This window comes from Micromonospora sp. CA-249363, assembly GCF_050950185.1.
In the GTDB taxonomy this organism is placed as follows: domain Bacteria; phylum Actinomycetota; class Actinomycetes; order Mycobacteriales; family Micromonosporaceae; genus Micromonospora.
This window is the reverse complement of record NZ_CP192020.1, coordinates 3,848,859-3,868,418: the sequence shown is the minus strand read 5'-3', so window position 1 is coordinate 3,868,418 and position 19,560 is coordinate 3,848,859. Positions and strand designations below refer to the sequence as shown.

General features: G+C 70.5%; 13 protein-coding genes and 1 pseudogene. 9 read left to right on the top strand and 5 right to left on the bottom strand.

Features of this window, described 5'->3' with window-relative positions; genetic code table 11:
- Nucleotides 1-143: 143 nt before the first annotated feature.
- Together ACQPZK_RS17740 and ACQPZK_RS17735 are read right to left on the bottom strand one after the other, a co-directional pair.
- Nucleotides 144-215: pseudogene (locus ACQPZK_RS17740) on the bottom strand (NUDIX hydrolase); the annotation flags it as partial.
- Between the two features lie 246 nt (nt 216-461).
- Entirely contained in the window at nt 462-1,658 is a 1,197-nt protein-coding gene (locus ACQPZK_RS17735) for a low temperature requirement protein A (protein ID WP_433534031.1), read from the bottom strand.
- A 59-nt stretch (nt 1,659-1,717) separates the two neighbouring features.
- On the opposite strand from ACQPZK_RS17735, the gene ACQPZK_RS17730 reads away from it, so the two are divergent.
- The 4 genes from ACQPZK_RS17730 to nrfD all read left to right on the top strand — a co-directional run bounded on the left by ACQPZK_RS17730 (nt 1,718) and on the right by nrfD (nt 8,009).
- On the top strand, nt 1,718-2,515 hold the full coding sequence (locus ACQPZK_RS17730) for a PrsW family intramembrane metalloprotease (protein WP_433534030.1): 798 nt from the start codon (nt 1,718-1,720) through the stop codon (nt 2,513-2,515).
- A gap of 101 nt (nt 2,516-2,616) precedes the next feature.
- On the top strand, nt 2,617-5,892 hold the full coding sequence (fdh, locus tag ACQPZK_RS17725; RefSeq protein ID WP_433534029.1) for a formate dehydrogenase: 3,276 nt from the start codon (nt 2,617-2,619) through the stop codon (nt 5,890-5,892).
- A gap of 3 nt (nt 5,893-5,895) precedes the next feature.
- The gene (locus tag ACQPZK_RS17720) at nt 5,896-6,939 is read left to right on the top strand and encodes a 4Fe-4S dicluster domain-containing protein (RefSeq protein WP_433534028.1); all 1,044 of its coding nucleotides are present in this window, start codon (nt 5,896-5,898) and stop codon (nt 6,937-6,939) included.
- The gene (gene nrfD / locus ACQPZK_RS17715) at nt 6,936-8,009 is read left to right on the top strand and encodes an NrfD/PsrC family molybdoenzyme membrane anchor subunit (protein WP_433534027.1); all 1,074 of its coding nucleotides are present in this window, start codon (nt 6,936-6,938) and stop codon (nt 8,007-8,009) included. Before ACQPZK_RS17720 ends, nrfD begins: the two co-directional genes overlap by 4 nt.
- A 12-nt stretch (nt 8,010-8,021) precedes the next feature.
- Here nrfD and ACQPZK_RS17710 read toward each other — a convergent pair whose 3' ends face one another.
- Nucleotides 8,022-9,578 (bottom strand): OFA family MFS transporter, encoded by a 1,557-nt coding sequence (locus ACQPZK_RS17710; RefSeq protein WP_433534026.1) that lies wholly within the window; start codon nt 9,576-9,578, stop codon nt 8,022-8,024.
- A gap of 177 nt (nt 9,579-9,755) precedes the next feature.
- Entirely contained in the window at nt 9,756-10,310 is a 555-nt protein-coding gene (locus tag ACQPZK_RS17705) for a winged helix-turn-helix domain-containing protein (RefSeq protein WP_433534025.1), read from the bottom strand.
- Nucleotides 10,311-10,639: 329 nt separating this feature from the next.
- Between ACQPZK_RS17705 and ACQPZK_RS17700 the strand changes: the two genes are divergently transcribed.
- Nucleotides 10,640-15,007 carry a S8 family serine peptidase gene (locus ACQPZK_RS17700; RefSeq protein WP_433534024.1) on the top strand — a complete coding sequence of 1,456 codons (4,368 nt, stop codon included), beginning with the start codon at nt 10,640-10,642 and terminating at the stop codon, nt 15,005-15,007.
- A 77-nt stretch (nt 15,008-15,084) separates the two neighbouring features.
- Here the strand turns inward: ACQPZK_RS17700 and ACQPZK_RS17695 are convergent, their stop codons facing one another.
- On the bottom strand, nt 15,085-15,588 hold the full coding sequence (locus ACQPZK_RS17695; protein ID WP_433534023.1) for a winged helix-turn-helix domain-containing protein: 504 nt from the start codon (nt 15,586-15,588) through the stop codon (nt 15,085-15,087).
- A 287-nt stretch (nt 15,589-15,875) separates the two neighbouring features.
- Between ACQPZK_RS17695 and ACQPZK_RS17690 the strand changes: the two genes are divergently transcribed.
- Genes ACQPZK_RS17690 through ACQPZK_RS17675 form a run of 4 tightly spaced genes read left to right on the top strand, consistent with a single transcriptional unit; the run spans nt 15,876 to nt 19,555 of the window.
- On the top strand, nt 15,876-16,877 hold the full coding sequence (locus ACQPZK_RS17690; RefSeq protein ID WP_433534022.1) for a phosphatase PAP2 family protein: 1,002 nt from the start codon (nt 15,876-15,878) through the stop codon (nt 16,875-16,877).
- Nucleotides 16,878-16,893: 16 nt separating this feature from the next.
- Nucleotides 16,894-17,589: a response regulator gene (locus ACQPZK_RS17685; protein WP_433534021.1), complete on the top strand. Its 696-nt coding sequence runs from the start codon at nt 16,894-16,896 to the stop codon at nt 17,587-17,589.
- Nucleotides 17,586-19,052 carry an ATP-binding protein gene (locus ACQPZK_RS17680; protein ID WP_433534020.1) on the top strand — a complete coding sequence of 489 codons (1,467 nt, stop codon included), beginning with the start codon at nt 17,586-17,588 and terminating at the stop codon, nt 19,050-19,052. Before ACQPZK_RS17685 ends, ACQPZK_RS17680 begins: the two co-directional genes overlap by 4 nt.
- Nucleotides 19,049-19,555, top strand: coding sequence for a hypothetical protein (locus tag ACQPZK_RS17675; protein WP_433534019.1), 507 nt, complete (start codon nt 19,049-19,051; stop codon nt 19,553-19,555). Before ACQPZK_RS17680 ends, ACQPZK_RS17675 begins: the two co-directional genes overlap by 4 nt.
- Nucleotides 19,556-19,560: the final 5 nt, after the last annotated feature.

Sequence of the window (19,560 nt, the reverse complement as noted above, 5' to 3'; positions counted from 1 at the left end):
CGGTGGAGGCCGCCAGCTTCCGATCGAACACCTCGTCGCGCGGCACGAAGACCATGGCCCGCCCCTCGCCGAGCACGACGTCCTCCTGTCAGACCGGTCTCCTCCAGCAGCTCGCGGCGGGCCGCCTGCTCGGGCGACTCGCCGGGCTCCAGGTGGCCGCCAGGAAGGCTCCACTGGTTCGGCGAGACGGGGGCGTGCTCGTCGCGATGCTGCATGAGCACGGCCCCGGACGGATCGACGAGCAGCACGAGGGCGACGTCGTAGGTGGCCACCACGAGACCATTTCACCCTGTCCGGCTTCTGTCACGCTGGTCATTCGCTTTGCGGCTCGCCGTGGCGATTTGCTGTTGAGCGGTATGCCACAGAGGTATGAATATGACTCTGGGGTATACCGCTCACCACCGCATCCGCCGTGACCGTGACCGAGACTGGCAGGGCTTGCGGTGGACGATGGGCCGCTGTCAGGCGGGTGGCATCGCCTGTTTCGGTGGGCGGCGCCGGCCGCGCGCCGTGTCCTCGGCGGCGAGCGCCGCGAGGACCAGCGTCGTGAAGGCCAATGGAACCTCCGGCGGCAGGTGGATCGCCACGGGGGACAGGGCGGCCAGGGCGAGGATGGCGATCAACCGGGGTACGGTCACCCGACCGAAGATCACGTATTCGAAGCCGACGCGCCCCAGCAGGAACAGGGCGGGACCGCCGATGATGCCGGCGATCCAGGGCGGTGGCGTGTGCGCGGCGGGACGGTCCATGGCCAGCGTGAAGCCGACCGCCGCGAGGAGGGTCCCGGCGACCATGGTCATGTGGGCGTACGCCGACCACTGGCTGAGCCGGTGGGGGTCGCGGGCGGCGTTGATGGCCGGCCCGAGCTGGCTTCCCGCCTGGTAGATGTAGAGCCGCCACATGAGCGCGGCGCTGGCGAAGGCGAGGACGAGCGCCACCATGCGTCGGGGCGTGAACCCGTAGGAACTGATGTTGGTGAAGGTCATGCCCATGGCCAGGACGATCTCGCCGAGCGCGATGATGAAGACCTGCCGGTAACGCTCGGCGATGTGGGTGGCGGTGATCTCCAGGGCCGGTCCCCGCTCGTGACCGAACCGGCGCGGGGTGGGCCAGCGCAGCGCCGCCGCGACGTAGTCCACGGTCAGCGCCCCCAGCCACAGGAGGCCGCGGGCCCAACCGTCGACGAATGCTCCGGGGATCCACAGCAGCGTCGAGATCAGGGACCAGAACCGGGCCCGCAGCACGTGGTTCAGCACGGGTGTGGTGCGGGCTGCCCGTACGACGAACAGGAAGCGCCCGAAATTGATGAGGGCGAAGGTGGCGGCGAAGAACGGGCCGTTGCCGTGGAATCCCTCGGGCACCTGGATGGCCATCAGGAAGACGCCGAACATGACCAGCACCACGTACCACTGGACCGACGCGTGCTGCGGGTCGAACTGGTCGGTCATCCACGCGGTCAGGAGCCAGATCCACCAGAGCGCCAGCAGCAGCACGAGCGCCTCGAACCCACCCTCCAGGGTGAGGTCGTTGACCAGCAGGTGAGTGAGCTGGGTCAGGGCGAAGACGTACACCAGGTCGAAGAAGAGCTCGATGAACGCCGGCTGCTTCGGAGCCGTCCGGTCGCGCAGCAGTGGCCGCAGCGATGCGTGGCGAGTCATCGCAGCCATCACAACACCCAGGCTGGTCTTCGTAACCTGGATCCGTAAGACTCCCCGGTATGCGTGATCGTTCTCGCCGGTGGGCGTGGGTCGGTGTGCTCGTTGTCGGGCTGGTCCTCTACCTGGCGGTGCTGCGGACGCTGGTCCGTACGCAGAATCCGAACTTCGTGCCGGCGCTGATCCTGCTCGGCGCGACCCTGGCGCCCCTGACGTTCCTGACGTTCGCCCAGGCCCGTACCGGGCGGTGGCAGGTGCCGGCCTCGGTTCTGGTGACGTCGGCGTTCTTCGGCGGGGTGATCGGCACGGTGGTGGCCGGCACCCTGGAGTACGACACCCTGCGCGGCCTCGGCACCCTGCCCATGCTGTTCGTGGCGCTGATCGAGGAGTCGGCCAAGCTGATCGTCCCCGTGGTGCTGTTGTTCACGGCCCTGGCCCAGCACCGCCGCCGGGTGCCGTCCGACGGTCTGGTCATCGGCGTGGCCGCCGGCATGGGCTTCGCCGCGCTGGAGACGATGGGGTACGCGTTCACCGCCCTGCTCGGCTCGAAGGGCAACATCGGCGCGGTGGAGCAGACCCTGTTCATCCGTGGTCTGACCGCGCCCGCCGGGCACACCGCCTGGACCGGGTTGACCGCCGGCGCGTTGTGGGCGCTGCTGGCCGCCCCGAGCGTCCGCCGCCTGTTCGGGTTCCTCGGCACCTTCGTGGGCGTGGTCGTCCTGCACACCCTCTGGGACACGTTCACCGGCTCGTTCGTCTTCGTCGCCGTGGCGATCGTCAGCATCGGCTGGCTGCTCTGGGAGCTGCGCCGCTACCGCACCTTCGGCGACCATCTGGCCGTCGAGCAACCCGCGAGGTGATCACGAGTAGGCGTTCCCGCTGATCCCGCTGCGCCCGGGCCGGCCCCTCATCTACTGTCGGATTGTTCACGTTCAGTGACTTTCGTCGGGAAGGTGCAGCGATGGGGGTGCGCCGCTGGATCGAGAGCTGGCCCCTCTATCGCCAGCTCGCGGGCACCGACCCGCTCGGTCGCGGCACCGCCGCCAAGTCGGCGGGCTCGGCCGCTCTGACCGCCCGTACCGAGACCGCCGATTCGGTCGCCCGTTCGGTGTGTCCGTACTGTGCGGTGGGGTGTGGTCAGCGGGTCTTCGTGACGGACGGGCAGGTCACGCAGATCGAGGGTGATCCGGACAGTCCGATCTCGCGGGGCCGCCTGTGTCCCAAGGGGGCGGCGAGCAAGAGCCTGGTGACGAGTCCGCTGCGTCAGACGACGGTCCGCTACCGCCGGCCGTACGGCACGGAGTGGGAGGACCTCGACCTCGATACGGCGATGAACATGATCGCGGACCGGGTCCTGGCCGCCCGGGACGAGACCTGGGAGGACCGCGACGCCGAGGGTCGGCCCCTGAACCGGACGTTGGGGATCTCCAGTCTGGGTGGGGCGACGCTGGACAACGAGGAGAACTACCTCATCAAGAAGTTGTTCACGGCGATGGGGGCGTTGCAGATCGAGAACCAGGCCCGTATTTGACACTCCGCCACCGTCCCCGGTCTGGGGACCAGCTTCGGTCGCGGCGGCGCCACCCAGTACCAGCAGGACCTGTCGAACTCCGACGTGATCGTCATCCAGGGTTCGAACATGGCCGAGGCGCACCCGGTGGGTTTCCAGTGGGTGATGGAGGCCAAGCGTCGCGGCGCGAAGGTGTTCCACGTCGATCCGCGGTTCACGCGGACCAGCGCGCTGGCGGACGCGTACCTGCCGATCCGGGCGGGGACGGACATCGCGCTGCTGGGTGGGGTGATCCGCTACATCCTCGACAACGAGTTGGACTTCCGCGAGTACGTCCTCGCCTACACCAACGCCGCCACCATCGTGACCGAGGACTTCCGGGACACCGAGGATCTGCACGGACTCTTCTCCGGCTTCGTCGAGGCCAACGCCAGCTACGACCAGAGCAGTTGGCAGTACGAGGGCGCCCCGGAGAACATCTCCACCCGCGACACCGAGACGCAGCGGGAGACGGCGGCCGGGTTGGAGCACGAGTCGCACGGCGCGCCGGTGGGCGGGCAGACGCAGCGGGACGAGACGCTGCGGCATCCGCGCTGCGTCTACCAGATCCTCAAGCGCCACTACGCCCGCTACACCCCGGAGATGGTCGAGCGGGTCTGCGGCATCCCGCAGGAGAAGTTCCTGGAGTTGGCGCGCGCGTGGACCGAGAACTCGGGTCGGGAGCGCACCGGCATGCTCGTCTACTCGGTGGGCTGGACCCAGCACAGCGTGGGCGTGCAGTACATCCGGGCCGGGGCGATCATCCAACTGCTGCTGGGCAACGTCGGTCGCCCGGGTGGCGGGGTCATGGCGCTGCGCGGGCACGCCAGCATCCAGGGCTCGACCGACATCCCGACCCTGTTCAACCTGCTGCCCGGCTACCTGCCGATGCCCCACCACGCCGACCACCCGACCCTCGACGACTGGATCAACAGCATCGCCCACCCCGACCAGAAGGGCTTCTGGGGCGACGCGCGCATCTACGGGGTGAACCTGCTCAAGGCGTACTGGGGTGACGCGGCCACCGCCGACAACGACTACTGCTACGGCCACCTGCCCCGGATGACCGGTGACCACGGCACCTACCAGCAGGTGTTGAACATGATCGACGGGAAGGTCAAGGGGTACTTCCTGCTCGGCCAGAACCCGGCGGTGGGGTCCGCGCACGGTCGGGCGCAGCGCCTCGGCATGGCGAACCTCGACTGGCTGGTCGTGCGCGACCTGTTCATGATCGAGAGTGCGACCTTCTGGAAGAACGGTCCGGAGACGGAGACGGGCGAGATCGTGCCCGAGGAGTGCCGGACCGAGGTGTTCTTCCTCCCGGCGGCGTCGCACGTGGAGAAGGAGGGCACCTTCACGCAGACGCAGCGGCTGTTGCAGTGGCGGGAGAAGGCCGTCGAGCCGCCGGGCGACGCCCGCTCCGAGCTGTGGTTCTTCTACCACCTCGGCCGCATCGTCCGGGAACGCCTCGCACGCTCCACCCGGCCCCGCGACCGGGCGCTGCTCGACCTCGCCTGGGACTACCCCACGCACGGTCCGCACGCGGAGCCCAGCGCCGAGGCGGTCCTGCGCGAGATCAACGGGTACGACGTGACGACCGGCCGACCACTGGCGAGCTACACGGAGATGAAGGACGACGGCTCCACGGCGGGTGGCTGCTGGATCTACAGCGGGGTGTACGCCGACGGCGTCAACCAGGCCGCCCGCCGCAAGCCCGGCGCGGAACAGTCGATGGTGGCGCTCGAATGGGGTTGGGCCTGGCCGTCCAACCGGCGGATCCTCTACAACCGTGCCTCCGCCGACCCGGACGGCAACCCGTGGAGCGAACGCAAGAAGTACGTCTGGTGGGACCCGGAGAAATCCGAGTGGACCGGATACGACGTGCCGGACTTCGAGAAGACCAAGCCGCCGTCGTACCGGCCCCCGCCGGACACCTCGGGCGTCGCGGGCATCGCGGGCGACGACCCGTTCATCCTCCAGGGCGACGGGAAGGGCTGGCTGTACGCGCCCAGCGGCGTGCTGGACGGGCCGCTGCCGACCCACTACGAGCCGGTCGAGTCGCCGGTGCGGAATCCGCTCTACCGCCAGCAGGCCAACCCGACCCGCAAGGTCTACACGCATCCGATCAACACCCTCAACCCGAGCCCGCCGGAGCAGCAGGTCGACGTCTTCCCGTACGTGTTCACGGTCAGCCGGCTCACCGAGCACCACACCGCCGGTGGCATGAGCCGGACCGTGCCGCACCTCGCCGAGTTGCAGCCGGAGATGTTCGTCGAGGTGTCGCCCGAGTTGGCCGTGCAGCTGGGACTGACTCACCTGGGCTGGGCGCACCTGGTCACCGCCCGTGCGGCCATCGAGGCCCGGGTCCTGGTGACCGACCGCGTGACGCCCCTGCGGGTGGACGGTCGGATCCTGCACCAGGTGTGGTTGCCGTACCACTTCGGGTTCGAGGGTCTGGTCACCGGTGATTCGGCCAACGACCTGTTCGGCATCACCCTCGACCCCAACGTCCTCATCCAGGAGAGCAAGGTCGGCACGTGCGACGTCCGGCCCGGCCGGCGTCCGCGAGGGCAGGAGCTGCTGGATCTCGTCATGGACTACCGGCGACGGTCGGGGAACCTGAGCCACCGCTATCCGCCGCTGGTCACGACGGACGTCGCCGACAGCAGCAGCGACCAGGAGGACTGAGCGATGCCGCATGCCAACGCCCTGTACGGGCCGCTCGATCCGGCGCCGGACGCGGGGTACGTGGACGCGCCGGCGCGGATGGGGTTCTTCACCGACACGAGTGTGTGTATCGGGTGCAAGGCGTGTGAGGTGGCGTGCAAGGAGTGGAACGGCGTTCCGGAGAGTGGTCTGGATCTGCTGGGTATGTCGTACGACAACACGGGTGCGTTGACGGCGAACTCGTGGCGGCACGTGGCGTTCGTGGAGCAGCCGCGCCCGGTCGGCTGGGCCAGTCCGCCGTTCGCCGGTTACCCGGACGGGCCGGCCGTCAGCCCGGCGACCGCGGCCGTCGGGTCGCGGACCGACACCGACACCGGCACGGACCCGGGTCTGCCACCCGGCGAGCCCGGCGCGGCGACCCGCATGTCGGGCGGCCCGGAGTTCCTGGGTATGCCGGGTGCGCAGCCACCGGGACGGGGCACGGGTGGGGAGGGGCGGACGGATTTCCGGTGGTTGATGATGTCGGATGTGTGTAAGCACTGCACGCATGCGGCCTGTTTGGATGTGTGTCCGACGGGGTCGTTGTTCCGGACGGAGTTCGGGACGGTGGTGGTGCAGGAGGACATCTGCAACGGGTGTGGGTACTGCATTTCGGCGTGTCCGTACGGGGTGATCGATCAGCGTAAGGGTGATGGTCGGGCGTGGAAGTGCACGCTCTGTTACGACCGGTTGGGTGTGGGGATGACGCCGGCGTGTGCGCAGGCGTGTCCGACGGAGTCGATCCAGTACGGGCCCTTGGACGAGTTGCGCGAGCGGGCGGCGGCGCGGGTGCAGGTGTTGCACGAGCGGGGCGTGCCGGAGGCGCGGTTGTACGGTCACGACCCGGACGACGGCGTCGGTGGTGACGGGGCGTTCTTCCTGCTGCTCGACGAGCCCGAGGTGTACGGGCTACCACCGGATCCGATCGTGACCACCCGGGACCTACCGGCCATGTGGAAACACGCCGGCATCGCCGCCCTGACGATGGCCGCCGTCACGGCGGTCGCGTTCCTCGGCAGGCGGCCATGACCGACGAGACGTCACCGGACGACCGGGTCGGTGCCCGGTTCCGCGCGTACCAGGCCCACCTGGACCGCCCCGACGGTCGGCGGGGGCGCGGCCACGGCGGTGAACAGCTGACCGTGCCGCCGGCCGACTTCAGCTCCTACTACGGCCGGCCGATCCTCAAGGCGCCGGTGTGGAAGCGCGACATCGCTGGATACCTGTTCGCCGGTGGCCTCGCCGCCGGAGGCGCCCTGATCGGCGCGGGCGCTCAACTGACCGGACGTCCCGCCCTGCGTCGGGTGGGCCGCTGGACGGCCCTCGGTGGCATCCTCGCGAGCGCCTACCTGTTGGTGCACGACCTCGGTCGGCCCGAACGGTTCCACCACATGCTGCGGGTCGCCAAACCGACCTCGCCCATGTCGATCGGCACCTGGATCCTCACCGCATTCGGTCCGGCCGCCGGGGTGGCCGCGATCGCGGAACTCGCGCCACGACTGCCGCAGCACGGTGTGCTGGGCCTCGCCCGTCGGCTGGCGCCCGGTGTCGGTGACGTCGCCGGTCTCGCCGCGGCGGCCGCCGCCCCGGCGCTGGCCACGTACACCGGGGTCCTGCTCGCCGACACCGCCGTACCGGCCTGGCACGACGCGTACCCCGACATGCCGTTCGTCTTCGGCGGCAGCGCGCTCGTCGCGGCCGCCGGGGTCGGACTCATCGTGGCGCCCCCCGCCGAGACCGCCCCACTGCGACGGCTCGCCGTCGCCGGCGCGGCCATCAAGCTGGTCGGCGGTCACCGGATGGAGCGGATGCCGATCACGGGCGAGCCCTACCGCAGCGGTCACAGCGGTCGCCTGGTCCGGGCGGGCAACTGGTTGATCAGCGTCGGCGCGGTCGCCGCGCTGCTCTCCCGACGCCGCCGGCTCCTCTCGGTGCTCTCCGGCGCGGCCCTGGTGGCCTCGTCGGTGGCCACCCGGTTCGGGATCTTCGAGGCCGGCTCGGTGTCGGCGCGCGATCCGAGGTACACGGTCGTACCCCAGCGGGAACGCCTCGCGGCCGACCGCCCGGCGACGGACGGCGCTGACCGCCAGGTGCGCTGAGCGCCGGCGGCCTCAGCCCGTGAACAGCTTCGCGGCCGTGCTGAGGGTCTCGACGATGCCGTAGCCGAGCAGCACCGCGACGAGCAGCCAGGACAGCCAGAGCCGCCCGGTCTGACCGCCGACGTGTTCGGGCACCGGCGGTCTGCTCTGGGGGCCGAGGGCGACCGGCTCGGTGACGCTGGCCCGCGCCACGGGCGAGGTCGACCCCCGGTCCGGCTCGTGGAACCGGTCGGGAACGGCACGGACCAGCAGGTTGGCGACGAAGCCGATGGCGAGCACGCCGACCATGGTGAACAGCGCGGGCCGGTACGCCGACGCGGTGAGCGTCCCCGGCTTGCCCTGGGTGTCGAGGATCCGGTTGACGATCAGCGGGCCGGCGATGCCCGCCGCCGACCAGGCGGTCAGCAACCGCCCGTGGATGGCGCCGACCTGGAAGGTTCCGAACAGATCCCGCAGGTACGCGGGCATGGTGGCGAAGCCGCCGCCGTAGAAGGAGATGATCAGAGCGGCGATCAGCACGAAGAGCGCCGTCGCCGCGTGCCCGGCCACCGCGAGCAGCGCGTAGAGCACCATGCCGACGCCCAGGTAGACCAGGTAGATCGGCTTACGGCCGATCACGTCCGACGTCGTCGACCAGACGAAACGGCCGGCCATGTTGAACAGCGACAGCACACCCACGAAGCCCGCCGCCGCCGACACCGACACGGCGGTGGACCCGTTGTCCCGGAAGAAGTCCTGGATCATCGGGCTGGCCTGTTCCAGGATGCCGATGCCCGCCGTGACGTTGCAGAACAGCACGATCCACAGCAGCCAGAACGAGCGGGTCCGTACGGCGTTGGACGCGGACACGCTCGCCCTCGTCACCAGCGGCCGGGTCGCGACGCGATCGGGATCGAAGCCGGCGGGCCGCCAGTCGGGCGGGGGCACCCGTACGTTGAACGGACCGAACATCATGATCACGAAATAGCCGATGCCGAACGTGACGAACAGCCCCACCAGCGCGGACCCCGAGGCGACGGCCGCCGGGTTGGCCGGGTTGTAGTCGCTGTCGTAGAGCGAGAGCAACTGGCGCGCGAGCGGACCGGCGATCAGGGCGCCACCACCGAACCCCATGATCGCCAAGCCGGTGGCGAGACCGGGCCGGTCCGGGAACCACTTGATCAGCGTGGAGACGGGCGAGATGTAGCCGATGCCCAGTCCGATGCCACCGATGACGCCGTAGCCGAGGTAGAGCAGCCAGAGTTGCTGAGTTGCGATGCCGAGCGCCCCGACCAGGAAGCCGGTGGCCCAGAAGCAGGCGGAGACGAACATCGCCCGGCGCGGGCCGTTGCGCTCCACCCACCGGCCGCCCACCGCGGCCGACGAGCCCAGCATGACGATGGCGATGCTGAAGATCGCACCGATCGCCGTCTGGCTCGTGTCGAAGTGCGCGATGAGCGAGTTCTTGTAGACGCTCGTCGCGTAGACCTGACCGATGCACACGTGCACGGCCAACGCGGCGGTCGGGATGAGCCAGCGGCTGTATCCCGGGGGAGCGACGGTGTGCCGGGGATCGAATACCGACAGCATGGGCTCTCACCTCCTGCGGCTGAGCGGGCAGGCGGCGGGCGCGTCCGGCGTTCGCCGTTGATCGGCTGTAGTTCACGTTACGTGCTCGTCGGACGCGGCTCCCGGATACGCGAAAACGCGCCGACCCGGGCCGTGGCGGTCGGTCCGTGCTGACGAACTGCCTGCATCAGGCAGCAGTCAGGCGCGCCCGATCCGCGGGTCGCGCCGGTCCGTGAGTCGCAGCCCGACGCCACGGACCGCTTCGATCGTGGCGCCGGTGCCGAGGTCCACCAGCTTGCGCCGCAGCCGCTTCACCAGGGACTGGACGTCGGCCCTACGCGCGCGCCCCTCGTCGTGCCAGACCGACCGGTGCAGCTCGGCGTAGCTCCACACCCGTACCGGCTCGGTGGTCAGGCAGATCAGCAGGTCGTGTTCCAGCCGGGTCAGGTCGACCTCGCGCGCCTCGTACCGGGCGGTGGAACGGGCCGAGTCGACGACCAGGGCGGGGTGCGGCTCGGCGGCGGGCGGACGACCCGGCGGCGGCTCGCCCGGCAGCCCCGGCCGCTGCTGCGGCACCCCGATCAGCCGGCGCAGCTCGTCGAGGTCGGCCACCAGCAGCAGCGGCGCGACTCCGTCGAGGCGTTCCGCGAGCCGGATGCGCTCGCGAGGTGACGGCGTCACCGCGATCAGGAGCGGAAACTCCTCGTCGGCCGGGTCGCCCCCGTCCAACGCCGCGTCGTCGGTCTCGGCCACCGCACCACCTGCGAATCGACGGGCATCCCTGCGCACCTTATCGTCACGGCACTGACAGTGTTTGGCAAGCGCGTCATCAGCAGGGCAACCGGTAGCGACAAGATGCTCACAGCAAGTTCTTGATCGTCCTTTCCTCTCGATCATAGTGTCCACTCGGGCAACCGGCGTGACCCGCGCGGTGCATGGGGGAGGCATGAGGGGTCCGTTCGCTCGGTTCCGTCGAGTGGATCTCGCGCACTTCTCACATGGCCCACGTACACCCCTGGGTCGTTCTGAGGAAGGCGGCACCGATGTTCAGACGTCCACAATGGAGACGCACGGCCAGATCGATGGTGAGCGCCGGCGCGGCGCTGGTCCTCACCGTCACGTGCCTGGCCAGCTTCGGCTCCGGGGCGCAGGCCGCGCCCGGCTCGACGGGCACCGCCGTCGGGGACAAGATCCGGCCGGAACTGGCCAAGCAGTTCCAGGCCAAGAGCGCAGGGGACTTCTGGATTCGGTTCAAGGACCGGGCCGACCTGAGCAAGGCCGGCGCCATCAAGGACTGGACCAAGCGGGGTGCGGCCGTGGCGCAGGCGCTGCGCGAGAGCGCCGCCGCGAGCCAGGGCAAGATCCGCGCCGAACTCGACAGCTCGGGTACGAAGTACCAGAGCTTCTGGGCCACCAACGCCATCAAGGTGAACAGCGGCTCCCTGGCGATGGCCCAGCAGTTCGCCGCCCACGGTGAGGTCGAGGGCCTCTACGCCCCGGTCGCCTACGAACTGCCGAAGCTGACCAAGGGGACCGACGAGAAGACCGTCAACGCCGTCGAGTGGGGCGTTGCCAACATCAACGCCGACGACGTCTGGTCCCAGTACGGCGTCACCGGCGAGGGCGTCACCATCGCCAGCATCGACAGTGGCGTGCAGTACGACCACCCGGCCCTGGTGAACTCCTACCGCGGCAACAACGGGGACGGCACGTTCGACCACGACTACAACTGGTTCGACGCCGCCGGGACGTGCGACGGCGCGCCCTGCGACGACGACGGCCACGGTACGCACACCATGGGCACCATGGCCGGCTCCGCCGGCGCGAACCAGATCGGTGTCGCGCCCGGCGTCAAGTGGATCGCGGCGAACGGCTGCTGCCCCACCGACGAGGCGCTCATCGAATCCGGTCAGTGGATGCTCGAGCCGACCGACTCGAACGGCCAGAACCCGGACGCCAGCAAGCGGCCGAACATCATCAACAACTCCTGGGGCACGCGACTGCCGTCCAACGAGCCGTTCATGGAGGACGTGACCCTGGCCTGGGCCGCCTCGGGCATCTTCGGGGTGTTCTCCAACGGCAACAGCGGACCGGCCTGCCAGACCAGCGGCTCGCCGGGAAGCCTGGCCAGCAACTACTCGGCGGGCGCGTACGACGTCAACAACAACATCGCCAGCTTCTCGGCCCGGGGCGTCGGGCAGAACGGGGAGATCAAGCCCAACATCTCCGCGCCCGGCGTCAACGTCCGGTCGAGCGTGCCCGGCAACGGGTACGGCACCGCCAGCGGCACGTCGATGGCCGCTCCCCACCTGGTGGGCGCGATCGCCCTGCTGTACTCGGGGGCGCCCTCGCTCGTGGGTGACGTCGACGCGACCCGCGCGCTGCTCAACGGCACCGCGATCGACAAGGCCGACGACCAGTGCGGTGGCACCGCGGCGGACAACAACGTCTGGGGTGAGGGCCGGCTGGACGCCCTCGCGCTGCTCAACGCCGCCCCCACCGGCGACGTCGGCACTCTCGCCGGCACGGTCACCGACGCGGCCACCGGCGCCCCGATCGCCGGCGCGACCCTGACGCTCACCGGCCCGACCTCGCGCGAGATCACCACCGGCGCCGACGGCACGTACTCGACCCTCGTCCCCACCGGTGACTACCAGGTCGTCGTGTCCGCGTTCGGATACGGCAGCGCCACGAAGACAGCGACGGTCACCAACCGCACGACGACCACGCTCGACGTCGCCCTGACGGCGGTGCCGCGCGTCAACGTCACCGGCTCGGTCACCGACGGCTCCGGCCACGGCTGGCCGCTGTACGCCAAGGTGACCGTGAGCGGCCCGGCCGGCGTGTACGACTACACGACCCCGTCGAACGGCCGTTACAGCATCACGCTGCCGGCGGGTCAGACGTACACGCTGACCTACGAGGTGCAGTACCCGGGCTACCAGAAGGTCACCAAGGAGGTCGTGGTCGGCACCCGCAACGTGACGGCCAACGTCGCGGTGCCGGTCGACACCACGAAGTGCACGACGGCCCCCGGCTACACGTTCGGCTCCGACGGCGAGTACGAGACCTTCGACGCGACGACCACCCCGGCCGGCTGGTCGGTGGTGGACAACGTCGGCGCCGGCCAGGTGTGGAAGTTCACCGACGACGGTGCCCGGGGCAACCTGACCGGTGGCACCGGCAACTTCGCGATGATCGACAGTGACGACTACGGCGCGGGCAAGACCCAGGACAGCTCCCTGGTCAGCCCGGTCGTCGACCTGACCGCCGTCAGCGCCCCGGTCATCCGGTTCAACCAGGACTTCAACCAGCTCAACGACGACACCGCCGATGTCGACCTGAGCATCGACGGGGGCGCGACCTGGACGAACGTCCTCCGGCAGGAGACCGACGTCCGGGGACCGAAGCTCACCGAGATCCCGATTCCGCAGGCGGCCGGCAAGTCGCAGGTCCAGGTCCGGTTCCACTACTACGACGCCAAGTACGACTGGTGGTGGGAGGTCGACAACGTCCTGATCGGCAGCCAGGTCATCTGCGTGCCGGTCGACGGCGGTCTGGTCGTGGGCAACGTCCGCGACAAGAACGACGACAGCTACCTCAACGGCGCCACCGTCACCAGCAACGACCGGCCCGCCGAGAAGGCGGTCACCGTGGCGACCCCGGACGACCCGGGGCTGCCCGACGGGTTCTACTGGATCTACTCGACGTTGACCGGTACCCACAAGTTCACCGCGACGGCCGGCAGCTACGTCAGCCAGAGCAAGCAGGTCGACGTCGAGCCCGACTGGGCGACGACCGCGAACTTCGTCCTCGCGGCCGGACGCCTGTCGGTGACGCCCACCGCGCTGAGCGCGACGCTCCAGATGCCCAGTGGCAAGGCGACCAGGACGTTCACCGTGACCAACACCGGCGGCGCTCCGGTCGAGGTCGCCTTCGGTGAGCGGGACGACGGCTTCGAGCTGCTGCGGGCCGACGGCTCGCGGGTGACCCGGCAGCAGGTGATCGGCGCGGCCGGCGCGCCGGAGCAACGGCTGACGGTGCCGACATCGGTCGCCTCCAGGGCGTCCGGCAAGGCGGCGACGGCGACGCCCGCGACGGCCGGTCCGCAGGCCGCGCCGTGGACGGACATCGCCGACTACCCGGGCAACATCATGGACAACCGGGTGGTCACCCTGGACGGCAAGGTGTACTCGATCGGTGGTGGCGACGGAACCGCCTCCACCGCGAAGACCTACGCCTACGACCCGGTCGCGCAGACCTGGACGGCGGCGGCCGACATTCCCGGCGCCCGCAACGCGCTGACCGTCGGCGTGGTCGGCGGGAAGATCATCGCAACGGGCGGTTGGGGCGACTCCGGCCCGGACGCCGCCACCTGGTCGTACGACCCGGCGGCCAACACCTGGACCGAGCTGGCCGACAACCCCGCGCCGCGGGCGGCGGCCGGGCAGGCGGTCGTCGACGGCAAGCTCTACGCCGTGGGTGGCTGCACGACCGCGGCCTGCGTGCCGATGTCGAACACCGTGGTCCGCTACACCCCCGGCACCGACACCTGGGAGACGGTGGCCAACTACCCGAAGTCGGTGGCCTTCGCCTCCTGCGGCGGGATCGACGGCGTCCTCTACTGCACCGGTGGCAACGACGGCACCGCGGCGCAGAAGGCCAGCTACGCCTACGACCCGGGTGCCAACACCTGGACCGCGATCGCGGACGCGCCGACTGACAACTGGGCCAGCTCGTACGCGGTGGCCAGCGGCAAGCTCCTGGTCGTGGGTGGTTCGCAGGGCGGCGCCATCACCAACGCCGGTTTCGCCTTCGACCCGGCCACCAGCTCGTGGTCGAACCTGCCGAACGCCAACACCGCCCGGTACCGGGGTGGCGCGGCGTGCGGCTTCTACAAGATCGGTGGCTCGTCGGGCAGCTTCAACGCCGCGCCGGACAGCGAGGCGCTGCCGGGCTTCGAGGGGTGCGCCGAGGCGGCGGCCGACGTCAGCTGGATGACGATCGACAAGACCACGGCCACCCTCGCGCCGGGGGAGAAGGTCACGGTCACCGTCGGGTTGACCGCGAACGTGGACCAGCCGGGCACCTACTCGGCCGGGGTCACGATCCGGGAGAACACGCCGTACTCGGTGCCGCCGGTGGCGGTGACCATGAACGTGACGCCCCCGAAGACCTGGGGCAAGCTGATGGGTACGGTGACCGGTACGAGCTGCGCGGGCGCGACCGCGCCGATCGCCGGGGCGGTGGTCCAGGTCGACTCGTGGGCGATGTCGTTCACCTTCGCGACCGATGCCGCCGGTAACTACGCCTACTGGATGGACCGCCGGAACAACCCGCTCACGATGATCGTCGCCAAGGACGGCTGGAAGCCCCAGACCCGTCAGACGAAGGTCAACGTCACCACTCCCACCGTGGAGAACTTCGGGTTGTCGCCGATCCGGTGCTGACACCCGGGAGGTAGCACACTGATCCGGCCCGCCTGGTCCTCGACCAGGCGGGCCGGCCTGTTCTCCGGAAACAGACCCTAGATCGGCGCGAGCCGGAAGCCGACCCCGCGCACCGCGTGGATCGTGGCGGCGGCGTCGAGCCGGGCGAGCTTGCGGCGTACCCGACGCACGACCGAGTGCATGTCCGACCCCCGGCCGAGGTGCCGATTGCCCCAGACCTCCAGGTGCAGCCGCTCGTACGTCCAGACCTGCCCGGGAGCGTCGACGAGGCAGAGCAGCACGTCGTGCTCCAGCCGGGTCAGGTCGATCTCCTGGTCGCGCCAGCGCAGCACCCGGCGGTCGGAGTCGACACTCAGGTCGGGCGGCGGCTGCGGGCGCTGCGCCACCTCCACGCGTACGGGCGGGGTCGCGGGAGGCGCGACGGGGGGCAGGTCGCCCACTCCGAGGAACTCCCGTGCCTGCTCGACGTTCGAGACGATCAGAAAGGCGTCGCTGCCGCCGAGCAGGCGTGCCAACTGCCGGCGCTCGGCCGGCGACGACGCGATGCCGATGACGAGTGGAGCGACCGAAACCCCGTGCATTGCCCAACCCCTTCCGGTTCCCCACGAACACTCCGGATGGTTTTCGCACCGCCGAGGATCATCGATCGGCGTCTTGATCTTAGTGACGGCTCGTCTCGGCCAGGTAAAACATAGTTGCATGTAAGCATGTGAATAAACGTTCACGTCCGGACAGCTTGGCGACAGGAGGCGGCCACGGGCGTTGGCGGGGCAGGATCGCCCGGTTTTCCCGGTACGAGCGCCGGTTGTGACAGAACCAAGACATTCCCCGGACAGCGTCCGGATCTGGCGGGCCGAGCATGGTCGTCATGTCCCACGGATCGTCGTACCCCGTCGGTCGCCCGTCGTCCACGACGCGAACGCTGCCGCATGCGCTGACCCACGACCGGCCCGCCGTGCCGCCGGCTCTCCGACTGCTCGCGGCGGGCGTCTGTTGCCTGCTCGCGCTGGGTCTGGTCGGCGTGGTCTTCGTGTGGACCCAGCCCGGCCAGTGGATCGACGGGCTGCTCCTGCCGCGCGCCGAGCGGGGCGGGGGCTACGCGCAGCCCGGTGGCCTGTTCGGGCCGGCCACGGTCGTCCTGCGGTACTTCGGTCAGCCGGCCCTGCTTGCCGTCCTGCTCACCGCCGTGCTGGTGGTGGGCCTGCACGGCCGTCGGCTGCTGCCCGGCGTCGTGGGCGTCGGCACGGTGCTCGCCGCCGTGCTGGCGGCCGGCGCGGCGAAGTCGGCGCTGCCCCGCCCGGAACTCGCGGTCGCCGATTCGACCACCCACAACAGCTTTCCCAGTGGCCACGTCGCGGTCGCCACGGCTCTGGCGCTGGCCTTCCTGCTGGTGGCGCCCGGCGCGGCCCGGCGGTGGCTGGTGGTGCCCGCCGCGGCGGGTGTCTCGGTGATCGGCGCGGCCACCATGATCGCGGGATGGCACCGGTTCAGCGACGTACTCGGGGGCGTTCTGCTGAGCCTGGCGCTGTTCTGCCTGGCGGCGGCCGCGTTGGCGGCCCGGTCCGGCGGCGACGCGCTCCGGCCGTCCGGCGGGCCGACCTCCGGCCGGGTCCGGCGCGCTCTCGTCGAGGGTGCGGTGGGGGTGGCCGTGCTGGTCTGGGCGGTTCGGGTGCTGGTTCCCGGTCTGGCCGCCGAGCTGCGGTCGGGGCCGCTGCTGGCCGTCCTGATGGCGGCCGCGTTGACGATGCTGGCGGTGGGCGTGGCGGTGTTCCTGATCCGGCCCGTGGAGTTCGTCCAACCGGGGAGGACCGGGGCTCCGGCCGGTCGGCAGCGGCCCCGGAACATCGACAGATACGAAACATATTCATGATGGGATACTTGACGGCATGCCCCAGGTCCTGCTGATCGAAGATCACCAGACGGTCCGCGACGGACTGCAGTTGGCGCTCACCCGGCAGGGCCACGACGTGGTGGCCGTGGCCACCGGCGAGCAGGGCCTGGAGCAGCTGCGGACGACGGCCTCCGACGTGGTGGTCCTCGACATCATGCTGCCCGGTATGGACGGGTTCGAGGTGTGCCGTCGCATCCGGCAGCAGGGCGACCTGCCCATCATCATGCTCACCGCCCGCAACGACGACATGGACGTGGTGGCGGGTCTCGAGGCGGGCGCCGACGACTACGTGGTCAAGCCGGTGCAGGCCCGGGTGCTCGAGGCACGCATCCGCGCGGTGCTGCGTCGTACCGGCGGCGACTCGCGGCGGCCCGGCGCCGACCGGCCCGGGCTGCACCGGCACGGCGACCTGACCATCGACCGTGCCGCGCTGGTGGTCAGCAAGGACGGCGTGCCGGTCGGCCTGGCCCCCACGGAGCTGCGTCTGCTGCTCGAACTCTCGCACACGCCAGGCCAGGTGCTCAGCCGTCAGCAACTGCTGGAGGCCGTCTGGGAGCACGGCTACCTCGGCGACTCACGGCTGGTGGACGCGTGCGTCCAGCGGCTGCGCGCCAAGATCGAAGACGAGCCGTCGACGCCGGTCTACATCCAGACGGTACGCGGCTTCGGATATCGGTTCGGCCCACTGTGACCCCCTGGCAGCGGGCCCGCGCCATGGCGTTGGGCCTGCGTACCCGGCTGCTCCTGGCGTTCGCCCTGCTCGGCGTGACCACCACGGCGGTGGTCGCCAGCGGCAGCTACTTCCAGGCCCGGACCGTCATCCTCCAGCAGGCGCAGGACGCGGCGGTGGCCTCGCTGACCGACCAACTCTCGAAGGTGTACCCGGTGCTGCGCCTGCCGCCGAGCCAGGAGGAGCTGGAGCTGTTGTCCCAGCAGCTCTCCGACCGCGAGGGCAACACCGTCGTCTTCTACCACGACCACCGCTCGGAAGGTGTCGAGGCGGCCGAACCCTTCCCCGCCGAGCTGCGGCACGAGGTGGCGAACGGCCGCATCGCGTGGCAGCGCGTCGAGCGCTACGGGCAACCCCAGCTGATCATCGGCACGCAGCTCCGGCTCGACCGACCCGACGGCTCGTCCGTCGCGTCCGGAGTGGAGGTCTACTCGGTGCGCAGCCTCGCCTCCGAGCAGCAGAGCATCGACCGGCTCGCCACCCTCGCCTGGGTGACCGGCGGGCTCTCCCTCATTCTCGCGGTCCTGCTGGCCCTGGTGGCCGCGCAGGGGGTGCTGCGGCCGGTACGCGAGCTGGGTCGCGCGGCACGCCGGCTCGGCGAGGGCGACCTGTCCGCCCGGCTGACCGTCCGGGGCGTCGACGAGTTGGCCGACGTCACGCGCACCTTCAACGACACCGCCGCGACCATCGAGCGGCAGGTCGGTGAGCTGCGGCGGATGGAGTCCGACGCCCGGCGCTTCGTGGCCGACGTGTCCCACGAACTCCGTACGCCGCTGGCCGCGATGACGGCCGTCACCGACGTGCTGGACGAGGAGGCGGACCGGTTGCCGGGCGACGCCGGCCGGGCCGCCCGGCTGGTCAGCCAGGAGACGCAGAGCCTCACCCAGCTCGTCAACGACCTCATCGAGGTCAGCCGGTTCGACTCCGGCACCGCCCGGCTCGCCCTCGACGACGTGGACGTCGCCGCCGCGGTCACCGCGACGCTGCGGCTGCGGGGGTGGACCGATCGGGTACGGGCGGACCTGCCGTCCGGTGTCGTCGCCCGGCTCGATCCCCGGCGGCTCGACGTCATCGTCGCCAACCTGGTCGGCAACGCCTTCCGGCACGGCGCCGAGCCGGTGTCCGTCCGTCTCGCCGCCGAACCCGACTGGTTCACGATCGAGGTCACCGACCAGGGACCGGGGCTGGACCCGGAGGTGCTGCCGCACGTCTTCGACCGCTTCTACAAGGCGGACACCGCCCGGACCCGCTCCGAGGGCAGCGGCCTCGGACTCGCCATCGCGTGGGAGAACGCGCGCCTGCACCGGCAGGCCGGGCAGTCCGGGAGCCTGACGGCGAGCAACGACCCGCGGGGCGGGGCGGTGTTCACGCTCCGCCTGCCCCGGGTGGCGTCCGAGACCGTCCACGCCGGAGGCGTACGGTGAGCCGCGCACGTCGCACGGTGAGCCGCCGTCGCGGGGCGGTGCTCGCGGTCGGGCTGCTGGTCGCGCTGCTCACGGCCGGCTGCGGAGTCCGGCCGACCGACGTCATCACCGGCCGCTCCGCGGTGAGCGGTCCGTCCGCGGGTGAGGGCCTCTACCTGATCGCGGACGGCGAACTGGCGCTCGTCGTCCGGCCGGCGAAGAACGCGCCCGCGTCACCGCTCGAGACACTCGTGCTGCTCGCGACCGGTCCCACCGAGGCCGAGCGGAGCGCGGGGTTCACCAGCGAGGTGCCGGCCGACATCGCACCGGTGAGCATGACGCCGAGCGCCGACGAGCCCGGCATCACGGTACGGATGAAGGGCGCCGTGCTGCCGCTGTCCACCCTCGCGGCCAACCAGATCATCTGCACCGTGGCGCTCTCCAGCCAGCAGATCAGTTACGCCCCGGTCACCCTCGCCGGCTCGGACGGCGCCCGGCCACCCTGGTCCTGCCCCATCGAGTGACCGGG

What these genes read in the sequence shown, in the direction of transcription:
- ACQPZK_RS17690 (WP_433534022.1), top strand. Translation starts at nt 15,876, where the DNA reads ATGTCCCACGGATCGTCGTACCCCGTCGGTCGCCCGTCGTCCACGACG.
- ACQPZK_RS17695 (WP_433534023.1), bottom strand. Translation starts at nt 15,588, where the DNA reads ATGCACGGGGTTTCGGTCGCTCCACTCGTCATCGGCATCGCGTCGTCG.
- ACQPZK_RS17730 (WP_433534030.1), top strand. Translation starts at nt 1,718, where the DNA reads ATGCGTGATCGTTCTCGCCGGTGGGCGTGGGTCGGTGTGCTCGTTGTC.
- nrfD (WP_433534027.1), top strand. Translation starts at nt 6,936, where the DNA reads ATGACCGACGAGACGTCACCGGACGACCGGGTCGGTGCCCGGTTCCGC.
- ACQPZK_RS17710 (WP_433534026.1), bottom strand. Translation starts at nt 9,578, where the DNA reads ATGCTGTCGGTATTCGATCCCCGGCACACCGTCGCTCCCCCGGGATAC.
- ACQPZK_RS17685 (WP_433534021.1), top strand. Translation starts at nt 16,894, where the DNA reads ATGCCCCAGGTCCTGCTGATCGAAGATCACCAGACGGTCCGCGACGGA.
- ACQPZK_RS17720 (WP_433534028.1), top strand. Translation starts at nt 5,896, where the DNA reads ATGCCGCATGCCAACGCCCTGTACGGGCCGCTCGATCCGGCGCCGGAC.
- ACQPZK_RS17700 (WP_433534024.1), top strand. Translation starts at nt 10,640, where the DNA reads ATGGTGAGCGCCGGCGCGGCGCTGGTCCTCACCGTCACGTGCCTGGCC.
- ACQPZK_RS17735 (WP_433534031.1), bottom strand. Translation starts at nt 1,658, where the DNA reads ATGACTCGCCACGCATCGCTGCGGCCACTGCTGCGCGACCGGACGGCT.